This window comes from Aeoliella sp., from assembly GCF_965227375.1.
GTDB lineage: Bacteria > Planctomycetota > Planctomycetia > Pirellulales > Lacipirellulaceae > Aeoliella.
On sequence record NZ_CBDDFX010000002.1, the window covers coordinates 1,687,068 to 1,703,809 of the forward strand.

Genomic DNA, 16,742 nt, shown 5'->3' on the forward strand with positions numbered 1-16,742 from the left:
TATGAACACTTCACGTCGTCAACAACTAGTTAGTTGCTACCGAGAAGGTCTACTGCACGACGTGCTTCCCTTCTGGATCGAAAATGGCGTGGACCATGAATGTGGTGGTTTCTTTACTGCCTTGGATCGCGACGGAACGCTTATCGACACCGACAAGAGTGTGTGGCAACAAGGGCGATTCACTTGGCTGTTGGGAGAGCTTTACAACTGCGAGTTATTGGTTGAACATGCCTCTCGCGACGAGTGGCTCTCGCTCGCGATTCACGGAGCCGAGTTTCTTGCCAAGCATTGCGTAGACTCGACCGATGGACGCATGTGGTTTCATGTCACTCGCGATGGACAGCCAATTCGTAAGCGAAGGTACGCGTACTCTGAGAGCTTTGCTGCCATCGCCTATGGTGAACTGGCCAAAGCACTTGCGTCTGATGAATATGCGTCGGAGGCTACCAAAGCCTTTGAGCGTTTCATTGATCATAATCTGAATCCCCCTGCTGATCAGGCGAAGTTCACGTCGGTTCGCCCGACGAGGGGACTCGGCTTTCCCATGATCACAATCAATACGGCCCAAGAACTCCGAGAGTCTATCGGGCTAGAGAAGGCCAATGAGTGGATTGATCGCAGTATCGAGTCGCTGCAGCGTTACCATCTGAAGGAAGACTTGAAGTGTGTGATGGAGACCGTCTCCGACACTGGTGAAATAGTCGATCACTTTGACGGTCGTACGCTCAATCCAGGACATGCCATTGAGGGTGCCTGGTTTGTCATGCGTGAGGGAGAGTACCGCCAAGATTCGCAACTCATCAAGATGGGCTGCGACATGCTCGACTGGATGTGGCAACGCGGGTGGGACCTTGAGTACGGAGGATTGCTCTATTTCACCGACGTTCACAATTTGCCCGTCCAGGAATACTGGCACGACATGAAGTTCTGGTGGCCCCACAACGAGGCGATCATTGCCACATTGATGGCCCATCTGTTAACCGGTGAAGAGAGATACGCCGACTGGCACGAGCGGGTCCACGACTGGTCTTATCAACACTTTCCTGACCCTCAACACGGAGAGTGGTTTGGCTACTTGCACCGAGATGGCGGCCTTAGCGTGCGACTCAAAGGCAACATTTGGAAGGGCCCCTTCCACTTGCCCCGCATGTTGCTCACGTGCTGGAAGTACTTGGCTTCGCATGGCGCGACCAATTCGCCAAACACAACGATTGCCCAGAGTTAAGGTTTCACAGGCAGTTTGAACGGCGAGGCCGGTAGGCCCGCCTCGTTGACTAGATTGATCGGAGGTCGCGGGTATGGCAACCAGGCATAACGTACAAACCGAGGAGTGAGCACGTCATCGTTCCACACGACTATCGAATTCCTTTCCAAACTCGCGCTGGCTGGAACAAACTTCCCGTCGTTGCCCGCTATTTCGAAGTGGCGAATTGGATCGCCGTCCTTGGACACTAACGCGTCTCCAGTTTCTTCAAAGGTAATCCATGCAGTCTGCCCCTTTATCCTGGCATCCACAGCAATGGGAAACGAATGCCCGTCCGAACGTGCATACACCGTGTCCAAGGCCAAGTTTGCTAGCCGATTTCCAATCGGCTGTTTGTCGGGTGGATGAACATTGGTTGGGTGGCCGAGATCAATGGTTACGACCATGTCAGCATTCTCAATTGACTCACTGCATTCGTGTTGACTCTGTCGAAAAGCAGGCCAGTGTGGGCGATTTAAGCCAGGTAGTTGTACGAACAGGAAAGGCATGCTTGGGTGGCGAAACTGGGTTCGCCAATCAGTCACTAGCGTCTCCAGCAGTGGCCGATGCTGTGCGACAAGATTCGCTGATTCGGCGTTCGACTCTCCTTGGTACCAGATCACGCCTCGCAGCCGCAATCGACGCAAAGGTGCGACTCCAGCTTGCCACATATAGCCTGGCTGATAAGGGTGATACGGTCCCAAGTCATCGCCAAGCAACTTGCTGCGATCCACGACGCCCCAGTCCAAATTCACTTTGGCGCGCTCGCGACACCACTCGCACAAGCCCTGGTTTTCCAGCCAGGGTCCCTTTACAAGCGTCGATAACTGCTGCGACTCAACCAGAGCGTCGCGCCGAATCCAAGCTTCGGTTGGAGTTCCACCGATCGGAGGGCAGAGGATGCCAATGGGCACCTGTAACTCTTGATGTAGCCGTTTGCCAAAAAAGTAGGCTACGGCAGAGAACGACGCGGCAGTCTCCGGGCTGCATGGCTTCCAATCACCGCTTAGGAAGTCTTCAGGCGCGAGGCGAGAGAACTCCTCGGGAGTATACGCCCTTGCACCGGTTGGAGCTGAACCAGCGAGGTGGTACAAACGCAACTCTGGTTGGTCGCTTTGCTCAATTTCACTCTGAGCATTTTCTACACGACTCAACGGCCACGCCATGTTGGACTGTCCGGCGGCCAGCCACACTTCGCCGACAAGAACGTTCTTCACCCGAATTGCATTGCTTCCTTGCACCTGGATCTGAATCGCTTCACGCGAAGCCGCTCGCGGAGCAAAGCTCACTAACCACTGTCCTTTCGCATTCGCAACGGTACTCCGAGTTGCCTTGCCAAGAGTCACGGCGATGGCTTCGCCTGGGGCGCCAGCGCCCCAAACTTCAATGGGCATATCGGCTTGCAGTACCATATGGTCGCCAAACACATGCGCTAACTCAATTCTGGCGATGGCTGGGTGCGCGATACAGAGCAGCGCAATACAAATCCCCATCAACGTCCCTAGGCTTCCGGGCAACCGCCGTTGCTTGCGCGGCGCAACAAGATAGAAACCGCACCCGAAACGTCTTATTGTCCGACTCACAATTGACATGATCACTGAGAGAGCCATGCGTTTAACAACCTCAACTCACTTTGTTGTCGCGATAACAGCACTAGCTGTCGTTTTCGTTTTCGCCAGTTTGAGTATAGCGAAGGATACATTAACAAACGAAGCTAAGGATGCCAGCAGTCTTCAAGTAACGTCAAGGCCTCTCGTAGAACGGATTCGCGTTGCGTGCATAGGCGACAGCATCACGTATGGATCAGGCATTGAGAACCGCCATCGTGATTCCTATCCCTCGCAGCTGCAGCGCATCTTGGGTAGCGGTTACGAAGTCCGCAATTTCGGCCGCCCTGGCGCCGACGTCCTGAGCATCAACAACGGGCCTTACTCCCGCGCCGCCGAACATCTCGCAGCCCTGGAGTTTGAACCCAGTATTGTGGTCTGCAATCTAGGGATCAATGATCATGCGTTGATAGCCCAGAACCAGAACGCCTTTGTGCGAGACTATACCTCCCTGCTCGGGCAATACGCGGCACTTTCTTCCAAGCCTCAGCTGCTCATCTGGACCAAATTGGCTCCCGTGATGCGCGGCCAGAAGAACTATCGGCAGTGCCTTCAGTTGCAGAACACCTATGCGGCATTGCTGGAGCAGGTGGCAAAGGAATGTGAAGCCCGCGGAATCGACATGCATGCCCCGCTAGCCGGACATCCCGAATGGTTTCCGGATCATCTCCATCCGAACGCACAGGGCGCAGAGGTGGTCTCACAAACGGTCGCTGTGGCAGTCGCTCAGCTTAGCGCCGACTCCTCAGTGGAAACAACCACAAGTTCGCAGCGCTGCGACAACGGATTCGAAGGTGCGCCGGTCGGCGAGTGGCAGCAGATGACTACACCACTAGGCGATTGGCAAGCAGCCCCAGAGCATGCGGAGATCAACTCGCAGCACGTTCGGACAGGCAACCGAAGCCTGCGGATCATGGGCGGGAAGAATCGTCACCTGGAACTTTCCGCCTCTTCGGATGGTCAATCCAGGAAGGTGCTCAGCTTCTGGGCGGAGCGCTGGACGGCCCGCCAGCCCTTCCGTTTCCGCATTGAACAACAAGTCGGAGACAATTGGGTCGAAGTCTACGATGGCGACAAGGAGATTCGTGTTGGTGGATTCAACACCCACATTTCAGTTCCTCTGAAGAAAGTGGAACAAATTAAACTCCGTATGACTCTCACAACTCCCGAATCTACAGGGTTGCTTGTGGACGACGTGGAATTAGCCGACGGCACACCTATGATCGCCACGACTGCTGTCGTGGATCAACCCACACTACCTGCCTTGGTAGGAACCGAGTGGAGTGCTGTCACTCGAGTTCGCGTGGATGTCGATGGCAACCTTGGGCCGGCACCGTCACTGACGGCCTTGGAACTCACAACAGAGGGTACGACTGACTTAAAAGAGATCTCGAAGGTGCAAGCCTACTATACCGGTAGCCAACCGCTCGTGACTGCCAGAGGCAATCCTAATGCCTTCGTTGGGGCGACGCCCTTCGGAAAGGAATACCCGTCCAACAACACTATCTCCATCCCGGGAAATCAGACTCTTTCCCCAGGAGCCAACTACTTCTGGATTGCTTGCCAACTAAAGTCAGACGCCAACATCGACCACTTCGTGAATGCTGTACCGACCAAGGCGCAACTAGCGGGTGGACAGGCCTTGACCTTATCCATTGCAGAGGAGCTTGCCGGACAGCGACTAGGTGTTGCAGTTCGTCGCCGAGGAGACGATGGCGTCCACACCTTCCGCATACCAGGGCTGGCAACCACCAACGATGGAACACTGATTGCTGTCTATGACATCCGTCGTCGCGGTGGAGGCGACTTGCCGGGCGACATTGATGTTGGAATGTCCCGCAGCACCGATCGTGGCCAAACTTGGGAACCCATGCAGGTGATCATGGATATGGGAGAGGACCCGAGATGGCGATTCGACGGCATTGGTGATCCTGCAGTCTTGGTCGACCGCGAGACCAATACGATTTGGGTGGCTGCTGTGTGGAGCCACGGTAACCGTGGATGGCACGGATCGCAGCCCGGAATGGACCCCGAAGACACAGGGCAATTGATGCTAGTTCGCAGTGACGATGATGGCGAAACCTGGTCGGAGCCCATTAATATTACCACCCAAGTCAAGCGACCAGAGTGGTGCTTTCTTCTCCAGGGGCCAGGCAAGGGCATCACGATGAGCGACGGCACTCTGGTTTTCGCCGCCCAGTATCAAGACACATCGGCCAATAAACGTCTACCTCGGTCAACCATCATCTATAGTCGCGATCACGGTGAGACCTGGAAAATTGGTACTGGTGCTTTTGATGACACAACAGAGGCTCAAGTCGTAGAACTGGAACCAGGCGTCCTAATGCTCAACTGCCGCTACAATCGTGATTCTAAGCGTGTAGTTGTAACTTCGAGCGACATGGGGCAAACTTGGCAAGAGCACCCGTCTTCGCGGACCGCTCTCAATGAACCCCGCGCGTGCATGGCCAGCCTCATCCAGGGGCCAACCACTAGAGGCGCATCCTGGCTACTGTTCTCAAACCCGAACAATCTACATAGTCGCCGACAGATGACGATCAAAGCCAGCAGCGATCAGGGCCATACCTGGCGAGAAGACAATCAACTGTTGCTCGACGAAGCTCCGTCAGCTGGATACTCCTGTATGTCAATGACAGACATCGACGCCATTGGCATTCTCTACGAGGGAAGTCAGGGGCATATGACGTTCCAGCGGATACCAATGGATGGCGTCGTTGGCAAGTGATCGGCTTCTAGCGGTATCGTTGGGCTCGATGCGGTGAACAGCGACCTCGTTTCCAGCTCGAATTAAACCTTTTGAATCACACCTGCTGCGCGAATCGAGAGCATTAGCGTCCATGGCCAAGCCTCCTGTTCGTCGTTTGCCCCATACCACTCAACATGTTTTGGGTGGCAGTAGTGGGGCAGACAATTGATAATTCCATTCATGCCACACGGGATTCCTTCTATGTCCAAATGCAAGAGAGTGGGCGCGTTCACCGTGATTGCATTGCTTCATTTTTGTGCGAACTCCGCGAGTTGTAACGAGGCGAAACCGAGCCGTCGGGTTCTCCTGCTATTGGACGATCGCATCATCGAGCAAGCCGAAAATGCAGAGCTTACCCTCGGGCAGATATCTAAACACCCGTCCAATCCTCTGATGGTCGAAGATCAACCATGGGAGAAACGATTCGACAATCTCTACCCAAACATTATGTTCGACCCTCAAGATGGCACCTTTCGGTCATGGCATGGTACGCTAGTCATCGATCACTCTGCCCGGGGCAAATCGCCTGAGGAACGCAAGCAGCGATACCGACCTCCTAAAGACCGGGAGACGAGCCTGTGTTATGCGGTATCTCAGGACGGTCTGCACTGGAAAAAGCCGACTCTCGGATTCATCGAGTATGAGGGAAGCAAGCAAAACAACATCCTGGCCCGTGGGCCTCATGGAGTCGGTGTGTTTGAAGACCCACATGACGCGAATCCCGACCGCCGCTTCAAGCAGTTCTGTAAACGCAAGGAAATGTCCGTCGCCTTTTCTCCCGATGGATTGCGTTGGAGCGACTATGTGGACTGCCCGGAGATCGGCGCACGAGGCGACACACACAACAATGCTTTTTGGGCTCCGACGTTGGGAAAGTATGTCGGCATCACACGAGAGGTGAATTCCGAGTTTGGCCGCCTGGTTGCGCGGACGGAATCAGACGACTTTATTCATTGGACGCCCGCCGAAGTAGTCCTTCACGGGTCTGACCGTAACGTTCAGACCTATGCCATGACCACCTTCTTCTACGGCGACGTATATCTCGGGCTTCTGATGATACACGATCAAAAAAGGGATCGTGTTTGGACTGAGCTGGCGTGGAGCCCGGACACTAAAAAATGGCACCGCATCTGTCCTGGCGTTCCTCTCATCCCTAACTCAAGTGAGGAGGGAGCTTATGATTGGGGCTGCGCCTTCGCAGCGGCAACACCCATATTTTTTCAGGACGAGATTCGCGTGTATTACGGTGGCAGTGACGGACTGCACTTCGGGTGGCGGTGCGGGTCCTTGAACCTGGCGACGCTCAGGCCCGACGGCTTCGCGGGATACACCCAAGCTTCGAAAGAGAAGCCGGCGGTGGTGACCACAGTCCCCATCGACGTCGCAGACCGATCGCTTGCCCTCAATGCGGACATCGCGGAGGGTGGTTATGTCGAGGTTGCTGCGGTCGACCGTTCGGGAGTTGAGATCGCTCGCTGCCGGTTTAGTGACTCCTCAACCCACGTCACCATCAAGTGGGATCGACCCATCCATGCCAAGAAGTTTCGAGTAAGACTGAAGTTCTCCGATGCCACTGTATTCTCGCTTCGCCTGCAGGACTCGGTAGCGCTAAACAGTGCTGGAGCGTCACCGTGAGGGCGATACAGCGCGATTGAACACAAGTCGCATGACTCTTTCTCCGCAACCAAGCCCCGATCATGCCAGGTTTACCACCCCAGTTGTATATACACCTCATAGACGCACTTCAGCGCCCTTCTTGAAACAACTTGGCTACTTGCTTCACAAGCAAAAAAAGCTACTTCCCTCAATCCAATCGGCGAATCAGGTCGTACTACCACTCCGATTGTGGGTCGCCAGAAATAGTGGCCGATTATTTAGCCTGCGAAACGGATGCGAATAGCATTTCGATATTCCTTTGCATCGCGTCTGTACGGATTAGGCATCGGCGCCGCGGGCTTGGCAAACCCTTCTAACACGTGCATCCAACAATTCTGCGAATTACAATTGATGCCAGCCAGAATGCCCAGGACGCTGCTGCCAGCCTATGGGCAGCGTTAGGTAACACTTTAGGTAACACCCAGGCTGACGCCCGTTTACCACCCTCCCCCACAACGAAAAAAGCCCCTCGAAATCGAGAGGCTTTTCCAGTGACCCCGGCGGGACTCGAACCCACGACCAACGGATTAAAAGTCCGTTGCTCTACCAACTGAGCTACAGGGTCAAAACCCCGAAACGGGGATTTTGTACGGGCTTGGCCACAACCGCTTTGCTCCCGGCGGTTGGTGGTAGCACGGTATTCTAGCAAGGCGTAACGGTGCGACAAACCCCGGGCGGGGGGCCACGAAAGCCCCTGGAAAGGAGCAATTGACGTAAGAAAGGTTCACGCGCAGGGACAGTTGGAGAGTTCGCGGCCGAGGCGCGAATCGCCGTCGCTTGAAAAATGACTGGGGCTCCATCCTAGCGACTTATAGGCGATCAATCCCTGATAGGCCGAAGAGGTGGGAGCCGCGGCCCCAGCTGAAATGTGAGTATACCAGCAAGAGTTTGCTCGTGGTGCTGTGGTTTGGCGAAAAGTGTTTTAGCTGGGTTCGGCCTCCACCTTGGTGCTATGTCGCCAAGCGGCGCCGTGCGTGAACTGTTGCCAGCCTTGTTTCAGCCATCGCACTAGTGCACTGGCCAGCCACAAAGCCCAGAGCAGCATCAACGCACGGTACCACCACACGGACACGCTGACCGCAGTTGGTTGCGGCAGGTCGGCTCCGCTGCGAGGTTCGAACCACTGAAGGTGCGTCGGTGACGAACCATTGCCGATGACGAACATTTCGGGGTCGCCCAAGAGGCCTTCGCGCACCACCACCAATAGCACCGCTAGAGCACCCAACGTGAGCAGGACGAGCAAGCACTGAAGCAGGTTGAAGATTCCGACGTTCACCGAACGCGCATCCATGCGTCCGCGCCAGGAGAAGGCCAGTAGCCACACGACTACCAGTAACGCCGCCACCAGGTGTACCTGAGTAAGCTCCAGTCCCAATAGCACCCATTCCCACCAGCGCAGTGGCGAGTGAGGCAGTCGGCTAAGCAGCAGACCGGCGAGTATGGCGACCACGATGATGGTCCAGAATCGCACCGCGGGCCCTCGCAGTGGGCCGGATGCCTACAGTAGCCAGCGATCGTACGAAGGTTGAAGGACGGTCGTAACGTTGGCCGACTCGGATGGCAAGGTCACCGCATCAGGCGAAGCCACTCTCTCCATCAGCGCGACCAGTTTCCATGTGACTTCAACCTGTTGCCTGCCGGGCGTAGTGGGGACGATAAGCTTCTCGCCGTCGCGGCGAATGGGTATTCCTCGGCCAGCCAGCTTGACCGTTGTCACTTCCGCATCGGATGGGATTTGAATGACGAAGTCGCCAGCCAGGCTGCGTTCGATTTCCAGCGTAAGCGTTGCAGTTCGGAGTCTTTCGCCCAGCGATGTCTCGTGACGCACTTCGTGGATGGTGACCGTGTCGCCTTCGACGGCCACTGGTCGAGTGAACGAGAGCTTGGCTTGCTCGCCCATGCGAAGGTCCGAGAAGGTAGTCGTTGGACGCGATGGAGCCACACATAGTTCCCGAGGAATGAGGTCCTACGGGTCTTGTTAAGAGTTGGTCACGCGCTAGCTTTCGATCACCGCCGCTACCAAATCGACCATCGCCTGCTTGCCATCACCAAAAAGCATCAGGCAGTTGTCGGCGGCGAATAGCGGATTGGGAATGCCCGCGAAACCGGGCGAGAGGCTGCGTTTGATGACGACCACGGTGCGGGCTTTGTCGACTTCCAGGATAGGCATTCCGGCGATGGGGCTCGTGGGATCGGTATTTGCCACCGGGTTCACGACGTCATTCGCGCCGAGCACGATCACCACGTCGACTTGGGAGAAGTGGGGATTCATCTCTTCCATCGTTTTTAGCTGGTCGTAGGGCACGTCGGCCTCCGCGAGCAGCACGTTCATATGCCCCGGCATGCGGCCGGCGACAGGGTGGATAGCGTATTCGACGGTTACACCGCGGCTGGCCAACTCATCGGCCAACTCGCGCACCGAATGTTGGCACTGGGCCACGGCCATTCCGTAGCCCGGCACGATTGCAACTCGCTGCACTCCGTCGAGCAACATGGCAACTTCTTCGGGGCTGGTGGCTTTGATTTTGCCTTCGTAGACTTCGTCGGCCGAGGGGCCGTCGGCCGAGGGTTCGAGCTTGCCGAACACCACATTTGCCAGTGAGCGGTTCATCGCCTTGCACATGATATTAGTCAGGATCAAGCCGCTGGCGCCGACCAGCGAGCCGGCGATAATCAACACGTTGTTATCGATCAAAAAGCCAGCCGCCGCGGCGGCCAGGCCCGAGTAGCTGTTCAAAAGCGAAATCACCACCGGCATGTCGGCGCCGCCGATCGGCTGCACTAGCGTAATGCCGAGCACCGCGGCTACGCCCAGCAGCGCCCAGAACGCCCACATGTAGCCCAGCACTAGCAGCACCAACAGCACGACCGTGGCCGCCGCTAGCAGCGCACTGATCACCTGCAATCCCGCGGGCGGCTTGCGATCAACCAACGGGATGCCTTGTAGTTTGCCCGCCGCGATGAATGACCCTGTGAGCGTCACCGCGCCGATCAATCCGGCTGCACCGGCTGCCAAGAGAGCGAAGTCGGGCGTTAGCTGCTGTGTTTCTTCGGCAACCGATTTAACATCGACGCTAGTTCTTTGCGCGATCTCCGCGCCGGCGACCAGCAGCGAGGCCGCACCGCCGAAGCCGTTGAACAGCGCAACCAACTGAGGCATCTCCGTCATCTGCACGCGCACCGCCAGCACATACCCAATAGCCGCGCCAACGGCCATCGCTCCCCCGGCGAGGCCGATTGGCATTAGTTCGAGTTTGACGACGGTCACCAGCACAGCGACCAGCATGCCCATGGCGCCCAGCAAGTTGCCGCGCACCGCGGTGCGGGGGTGTGTCATGCCTTTGATGCCAAGAATGAACAGCACCGCGGCCAACAAGTACCCGGCGTCCGCCACTTCAGGGCGGTTCAGGTAGATCGAAATGTCGAAGGAGGATAACAAGAGCAATCTGCAAGCGTTAGTGATTACTTCTTCTTGAACATGGCAAGCATGCGATGGGTGACGAAGAACCCACCTACGACGTTAATCATCGCCAGCACGATGGCCACGAAGCCGAGCGTCGGCGCCAGCCAGGCGGCAGCGAAGTCGGCCCTCATCGCCAGGATGGCCCCAATCAGGGTGATGCCGCTGATCGCGTTCGAGCCGCTCATCAGCGGGGTGTGCAGCGTTGGCGGCACCTTGGTGATGATTTCGAATCCCACGAAGATGGCGAGCACGAAAATGGTGAACGTGGTCATGTTGCCGTGTGCAAACGAAGGAACGGTGCTTAGGTATTGGTTGCGTCGGCGATCAATTGCCGAATGCGGTCGTTGGTGATCTCGCCTCCGCGTGTCACGAGCGTGTCGCGGATGACTTCGTCTTCAGTGTCGATTACCAGTTCGCCCTCTTTAGCGAGCAGCGACAGGAAGTTCACCACGTTAGTGGAGTACATCTGGCTTGCGCTCAACGGCGCCGTGCTGGGAAGGTCGGTCGGGCCGAAGATCTTCACGCCTTGGTGTTCGATGGTTTGATCGGGCTGGGTGAACTCGCAATTGCCCCCGCGCTCGGCCGCCAGATCGACAACGACACTGCCTGTTTGCATGCTGGCGACTGCTTTTTTGGTAATTAGCAGCGGCGACCGACGCCCTGGTATGGCGGCTGTGGTGATCACCACGTCGCATTCAGCGACAACTTTGCCCAGTTGTTCGCGCTGTCCATCTTCCTGTTCCGCGGAGAGTGCCTTGGCGTAGCCCCCTTTGTCTTCGGCATCGTCGGTCGCCAGATTCAATTCGACGGCGCTCGCGCCAAGGCTCTCGATTTGCTCCCGCGCGGCAGGGCGGACGTCGTACGCCTGAACCACTGCGCCGAGCCTCCGCGCGGTGGCGATGGCTTGCAAGCCCGCCACGCCGGCGCCGATCACGAGAACCCTGGCCGGCTTCTGCGTGCCCGCGGCGGTCATGAGCAGCGGAAACATCTTCGGCAACTCGTGAGCCGCCAACAACACTGCCTTGTAGCCCGCCACGGTCGCCATGCTCGACAGCACGTCCATGCTCTGGGCGCGACTAATGCGTGGAAGCAATTCCAAAGCGAAGAGTGTAAGCTTCCGCGAGGCGTATTCGGTCGCGGCCGCGGGGTTGCCTAGTGGATCGGCCGTGCCGATGACCACCGTTTCTGGTTTCAGATTGTCGAGGTCCGTTGTCGCAGCGCCGGGGTCGGCGCCCAGGGTGCGAACTTGCAAAACCACATCGGCGGCTTGGAAGAGCGTCTTGCGATCGCTGACGATTTGAGCGCCCGCTTCGCGGTAGGCGTCGTCCGAAAAGCCAGCGGATGCGCCGGCACTGGTTTCTATCTGGCAGGAGATGCCTCGTTTGGTGATCGCCGCGACTCCGGCCGGCACCACCGCCACGCGGCGTTCAACAGTGCAGGTTTCGCGGGGGACGGCGACGATCATTCAGTTAACCAGACGAGAAAGGCAATGTAGGCTCCGCTGGGGCATTCTTTATCGTACTTGGTTTTCGTTGTCCGTAGTAGTCACATCCGAAGTGGCTAGAAATCCGCTCACAGAACGGCGGACCACGCGCTTGAAATCTCCATGCCATCCAAGCTGGAGATGAGAAGTCACGACGCCGAGTGCCAAGAAGATACTGCTAAGCCGAGCTCACGCCGTGTCCCAAACCGGCAGGCATAGCTGCCCCTCTATGCCTACTGGCCGGGAGTCGATGAGGTCCGACAAAGACACCTGCGACAACTCGTGATTTACGAGGTCGGCGGCGCGAAGCATGGTCTCGTGCAGTTTGGTGTGTGTGTAGGGATCTACCGCTGGCAGCGGAGGAACGCTTGGCACGATGGGGCTGTCGAGTGCTTCGTACAGATCGAGCAGCGTGATGCTGTCGGCGCTGCGCGCAAGGAGGTAGCCACCCTCCACTCCACGCACCGACTTCAGAACTCCATGCCCGACGAGCTTACGGAGAATCTGCAGCAGGAATCGTTCGGGCAGGCTTCCGTGGTTTGCCAGCACTCGGCACGACACGGGCTTTCGGCAGTCAGTATCCGCCAGTTGAATTAGCGATTGAATCGCATAGGCAAGCGAACGAGAAACTACCACAGTACAATCTCCAGAATCCTACAGTCGAAACGAACAAGGGTGCGACCGCTAACTCCCACATCGTCCGAATGCATTGGCGGCAAGTGCGGTTTTTGGAAGCAATGTGGAAAGTGCCATACCGCGATCGCCTAATAGATAGGCTGCCAATGAACAGCTCTGGCATGGGGATTCGGGTTACCACTCCACTCCGTTCGGACTGCCGCAAGAGATGGCCAACTACTGCCAGGTCTTCCAACCTTTTCCAGCGATCTGGGGTTCGAAGTCCTCGCGCCCTGCAAGTTTTGCAATCGCTTCAACACACTGGATAGTCAACTTGGCGACCACTTCGTTGTCGCGATCCTGATCGTAGTATTCGCTCAGATCGATGGGCTCACCGAACTGGAGCTTTACCCTGGACGGCATGAACACCGGCATCCATGGATACTTGCTGTAGGGTGTTCCTTCGAGGTAGCAGGGAAGCACTGGCACTTTGGCTCGTAGCGCCACGACGATCGCGCCTGGGCGGACCGGCAGCATGAAGTCGTTGGAGGTGTTGATCGTTCCTTCGGGGAACATACCCACCAACTCGCCCGCCTCGGCGCGGCGTATCGCGGCGCGGAGTGGCGAGACGTCGTTGCCGTCCTTGCGAACGGAGATCACCTCGAACACATCGAGCATGCGGGCGATCATCGTGCCGGGCTTGTAAAGTTGGGCGACCAGCCAGTGGACGAGTCGTCTCTTGGTGACGACTTGTATCACGCAAGGATCGGCGCTGCTGCGGTGGTTGCAGATTAGCACGGCCCCTTGGTCGTCTGCCAGCGGCAGCTTTTCCGGCACCTTCGCCCACCAGATCACCCGGACGATGAACAGGTTGACATAGTAGAAACACCACTGGACGAAACTGTACGAGCGAGGTTCGGCCATGGATGTTCTGGAAGTTTCGAGGGGACGCCCGAGTGGAAGCGGCGAATGGTGAGGAACGTCGCTTGGCGGCTAGTAGCCAGCCGACGGTCGCCACGATTTCGCTACTCTGCCAGCAGCTTTCGCAGCACGAACTGCAGAATGCCACCGTGCCGATAGTAATCGAGTTCCACTGGTGTGTCGATGCGAACCTTCATCGCAAACTCCTTGGCGCTGCCCGACGAGTCGGCGGCAGAGACCTTGATCGTTTGCCCCGGCTTGAGGTCTTCGCCCAGCTCGGGGATGGAGAAGGTCTCTTCGCCGGTGAGGCCGAGCGACTGCCAAGTGGATCCCGGCTCGAACTCCAACGGCAACACGCCCATCATCACCAAATTCGAGCGGTGGATGCGCTCGTAGCTGGCGGCCAGCACCGCGCGGACGCCCAGCAGAAACGTGCCTTTGGCCGCCCAGTCGCGGGAACTGCCGGTGCCGTACTCGCTGCCAGCCAGAATCACCAGCGGCGTGCCGTCGGCCTGGTACTTCATCGAGGCGTCGTAAATCGGCATCACTTCGTCACTAGGCAGGTAGCGCGTGATGCCACCTTCGGTGCCGGGCGCGAGTTGGTTGCGGATACGGATGTTGGCCAGCGTGCCGCGCGTCATCACCCGATCGTTGCCGCGGCGACTGCCGTAGCTGTTGAAGTCGACCGGCGCGACGCCCTGCTCTTGCAAGAACTTGCCGGCCGGACTGTCCTTGGCGATGGCGCCGGCGGGCGAGATGTGGTCGGTCGTCACCGAGTCGCCCAACAGCGCCAGGCACCTCGCGCCGGCAAGCGGCTTGATGGGCGACACTTCCGGTGTGAGGTCCACCAGGAAGGGCGGCTCCTGAATGTAGGTGCTGTCGTCGTTCCAGTCGTAGATGCCGCCTTCGCTGGTGGCGATCGCGTTCCACTTTTCGTTCTTGTTCCACACATCGTCGTACTGAGTCTGGAACATCTCGGGCCGAACGCAATTGGACACCACGGTCTGCACTTCTTCCTGTGTGGGCCATATGTCCCTCATGAACACGGGTTTGCCTTCGGTGTCCTCGCCGATCGGTTCGTTGTTCAAGTCGATGTCCGTGGTGCCAGCCAGGGCGTAGACGACCACCAGTGGCGGACTCGCCAGGTAATTGGCCTTCACGTCCGGGTTGATGCGTCCTTCGAAGTTGCGATTGCCGCTCAATACACCGGACACCACCAGGTCGTGCTCGCGAATTGCTGCGCTGATCGGCGCGGGGAGTGGGCCGCTGTTGCCGATGCAAGTAGTACAGCCGTAGCCGACGGTGTAGAAGCCGATCTTGGCGAGTTCCACATCGAGTTTCGACTTCTCGTAGTAGTCGGTCACCACGCGACTGCCTGGCGCGATGCTTGTTTTGACCCATGGCTTGGCGGCCAGTCCACGCTCGGCGGCTTTTTGGGCCACGAGGCCCGCGGCCACCATCACGCTGGGATTGCTGGTGTTGGTGCAACTGGTGATCGCGGCGATCACGACGCTGCCGTGCTTGAGATGAAATGTGCAGCCCTCGTTCTCCACGGAGACACCATCGACGCCTGGGTCGGCAATGGCCGTCTCGGCCGTGGCGGCACCAGCCGGATCGGGCACGCCGCCTCCTTCGCCCTCCCAACGTCCCGCCGGCGAACGATCGCCCGGCGTCTTTTCGTACACTTCTTGCAGGTCGGTGTTCCACTGCGACTTCATATTGGCCACGGTGATGCGGTCCTGCGGGCGCTTGGGGCCGGCGAGCGATGGCACCACGTTCGACAGGTCGAGTTCCACCGTCCTGGTGAAGGTCGGCACCGCTGCGGAGTCGGTGCGGAACAGCGAGTTCTCTTTCGTGTAGCGCTCCACCAGCGTCACTTCGTCGTCGGTGCGGCCGGTGAGGCGAAGGTAATCGAGTGTGCGATCGTCAATTGGGAAGAAGCCCATAGTCGCGCCGTACTCGGGGCTCATGTTGGCGATCGTCGCGCGGTCGGCGAGCGACATGGTGCTCACGCCGTCGCCAAAGAACTCGACGAACTTGCCGACGACCTTCTCCTTCCGCAGGATTTCGGTGACCATCAGCACCAGGTCGGTCGCGGTGGCGCCGGCCGGCAGTTTGCCAGTGAGCTTCATGCCGACCACTTCGGGCATGAGCATGTAGATCGGTTGGCCGAGCATGACGCCTTCGGCCTCGATGCCGCCCACGCCCCAACCCACCACGCCGAGACCATCGATCATAGTGGTATGGCTATCGGTGCCCACCAGCGAGTCCGGCAGGGCCACTCCGTCGCGGACAAACACGCACTTGGCCAGGTACTCGAGATTCACCTGGTGAACAATGCCGGTGCCGGGCGGGACGACGCGGAAGTTGTCGAACGCCTTCTGACCCCAGCGAAGGAACTCGTACCGCTCGCGGTTGCGACTGAACTCCATGTCGATGTTCAAATCGAGCGAAGATTCGCCAAGGTAGTGGTCGACCTGCACCGAGTGGTCGATCACCAGATCTGCTGGCACCAGCGGGTTGATCTTGTTGGCGTCGCCGCCCAGTCGCTGCATGGCCGAACGCATGGCAGCCAGATCGACTACCGCCGGCACGCCGGTGAAGTCCTGCAGTACCACGCGGGCGGGCTTGAACGGCACTTCCTCGCCGCCGGTGCCCTTGGTTTGCGCCCAATTGGCCACGGCCTTCACGTCGTCCTGCGAGACGACGTAGTCGTCGCAGTTTCGCAGCACGCTCTCCAGCAGCACGCGAATCGAATACGGCAACTCCGCCACCTTGGTGAGACCCGCATCTTCCAGCGCGGTGAGGCGGTAGTAGTCGGCGGAGCCATTTCCTGTGTCGAAGGAACTGCGGGCATTAAATACGTCGGGCATGGCTGAGATCGGGGTTTTGGGGTCGGTTGGAAAGGTCGGGCCGCCGAAACTACCGATTTTAGACAATTCTGGCATCCATCGGGAGGTGGTGGTACGCCGGGAAAATATTGGCCG

Annotated in this window: 12 protein-coding genes and 1 tRNA gene; 3 read left to right on the forward strand and 10 right to left on the reverse strand. The window is 58.0% G+C overall.

The genetic code is table 11. The features are described 5' to 3' along the window. The first annotated feature begins 1 nt into the window (after position 1). Complete coding sequence (locus ACQK2L_RS19710) at positions 2-1,225, forward strand: AGE family epimerase/isomerase (RefSeq protein WP_425398755.1); 1,224 nt, start codon at positions 2-4, stop codon at positions 1,223-1,225. On the opposite strand, the gene ACQK2L_RS19715 is transcribed toward ACQK2L_RS19710, so the two are convergent. After that, on the reverse strand, positions 1,222-2,853 hold the full coding sequence (locus ACQK2L_RS19715) for a sialate O-acetylesterase (protein ID WP_425398756.1): 1,632 nt from the start codon (positions 2,851-2,853) through the stop codon (positions 1,222-1,224). The genes ACQK2L_RS19710 and ACQK2L_RS19715 overlap by 4 nt on opposite strands. Between ACQK2L_RS19715 and ACQK2L_RS19720 the strand changes: the two genes are divergently transcribed. Both ACQK2L_RS19720 and ACQK2L_RS19725 read left to right on the forward strand, forming a co-directional pair. Then, positions 2,852-5,596 (forward strand): exo-alpha-sialidase, encoded by a 2,745-nt coding sequence (locus ACQK2L_RS19720; protein ID WP_425398757.1) that lies wholly within the window; start codon positions 2,852-2,854, stop codon positions 5,594-5,596. The two genes, ACQK2L_RS19715 and ACQK2L_RS19720, sit on opposite strands and share 2 nt — an antisense overlap. Before the next feature lie 222 nt (positions 5,597-5,818). Next, on the forward strand, positions 5,819-7,252 hold the full coding sequence (locus ACQK2L_RS19725; protein WP_425398758.1) for a hypothetical protein: 1,434 nt from the start codon (positions 5,819-5,821) through the stop codon (positions 7,250-7,252). A 513-nt stretch (positions 7,253-7,765) separates the two neighbouring features. Here ACQK2L_RS19725 and ACQK2L_RS19730 read toward each other — a convergent pair. The 9 genes from ACQK2L_RS19730 to acnA all read right to left on the reverse strand — a co-directional run bounded on the left by ACQK2L_RS19730 (position 7,766) and on the right by acnA (position 16,628). Further along, positions 7,766-7,838 (reverse strand) — tRNA-Lys (locus ACQK2L_RS19730). Positions 7,839-8,195: 357 nt separating this feature from the next. Then, positions 8,196-8,744: a hypothetical protein gene (locus ACQK2L_RS19735; protein ID WP_425398759.1), complete on the reverse strand. Its 549-nt coding sequence runs from the start codon at positions 8,742-8,744 to the stop codon at positions 8,196-8,198. A gap of 27 nt (positions 8,745-8,771) precedes the next feature. Next, positions 8,772-9,215 (reverse strand): hypothetical protein, encoded by a 444-nt coding sequence (locus ACQK2L_RS19740; RefSeq protein WP_425398760.1) that lies wholly within the window; start codon positions 9,213-9,215, stop codon positions 8,772-8,774. A 54-nt stretch (positions 9,216-9,269) separates the two neighbouring features. Continuing rightward, entirely contained in the window at positions 9,270-10,712 is a 1,443-nt protein-coding gene (locus tag ACQK2L_RS19745; RefSeq protein ID WP_425398761.1) for an NAD(P)(+) transhydrogenase (Re/Si-specific) subunit beta, read from the reverse strand. Between the two features lie 23 nt (positions 10,713-10,735). Further along, complete coding sequence (locus ACQK2L_RS19750; RefSeq protein WP_425398762.1) at positions 10,736-11,008, reverse strand: NAD(P) transhydrogenase subunit alpha; 273 nt, start codon at positions 11,006-11,008, stop codon at positions 10,736-10,738. A gap of 29 nt (positions 11,009-11,037) precedes the next feature. Further along, the gene (locus ACQK2L_RS19755) at positions 11,038-12,201 is read right to left on the reverse strand and encodes a Re/Si-specific NAD(P)(+) transhydrogenase subunit alpha (protein ID WP_425398763.1); all 1,164 of its coding nucleotides are present in this window, start codon (positions 12,199-12,201) and stop codon (positions 11,038-11,040) included. Between the two features lie 207 nt (positions 12,202-12,408). After that, a complete protein-coding gene (locus tag ACQK2L_RS19760) occupies positions 12,409-12,855 on the reverse strand; it encodes an RrF2 family transcriptional regulator (RefSeq protein ID WP_425398764.1) in 447 nt (148 codons plus the stop codon). A 216-nt stretch (positions 12,856-13,071) separates the two neighbouring features. Further along, positions 13,072-13,758, reverse strand: a complete 687-nt coding sequence (locus tag ACQK2L_RS19765; protein WP_425398765.1) for a lysophospholipid acyltransferase family protein — start codon at positions 13,756-13,758, stop codon at positions 13,072-13,074. Positions 13,759-13,859: 101 nt separating this feature from the next. Beyond that, complete coding sequence (gene acnA / locus ACQK2L_RS19770) at positions 13,860-16,628, reverse strand: aconitate hydratase AcnA (RefSeq protein WP_425398766.1); 2,769 nt, start codon at positions 16,626-16,628, stop codon at positions 13,860-13,862. Positions 16,629-16,742 lie beyond the last annotated feature (114 nt).

Coding starts and splice junctions, on each gene's coding strand:
- ACQK2L_RS19710 (WP_425398755.1), top strand. CDS start 2: ATGAACACTTCACGTCGTCAACAACTAGTTAGTTGCTACCGAGAAGGT.
- ACQK2L_RS19720 (WP_425398757.1), top strand. CDS start 2,852: ATGCGTTTAACAACCTCAACTCACTTTGTTGTCGCGATAACAGCACTA.
- ACQK2L_RS19715 (WP_425398756.1), bottom strand. CDS start 2,853: ATGGCTCTCTCAGTGATCATGTCAATTGTGAGTCGGACAATAAGACGT.
- ACQK2L_RS19725 (WP_425398758.1), top strand. CDS start 5,819: ATGTCCAAATGCAAGAGAGTGGGCGCGTTCACCGTGATTGCATTGCTT.
- ACQK2L_RS19750 (WP_425398762.1), bottom strand. CDS start 11,008: ATGACCACGTTCACCATTTTCGTGCTCGCCATCTTCGTGGGATTCGAA.
- ACQK2L_RS19755 (WP_425398763.1), bottom strand. CDS start 12,201: ATGATCGTCGCCGTCCCCCGCGAAACCTGCACTGTTGAACGCCGCGTG.
- ACQK2L_RS19765 (WP_425398765.1), bottom strand. CDS start 13,758: ATGGCCGAACCTCGCTCGTACAGTTTCGTCCAGTGGTGTTTCTACTAT.
- acnA (WP_425398766.1), bottom strand. CDS start 16,628: ATGCCCGACGTATTTAATGCCCGCAGTTCCTTCGACACAGGAAATGGC.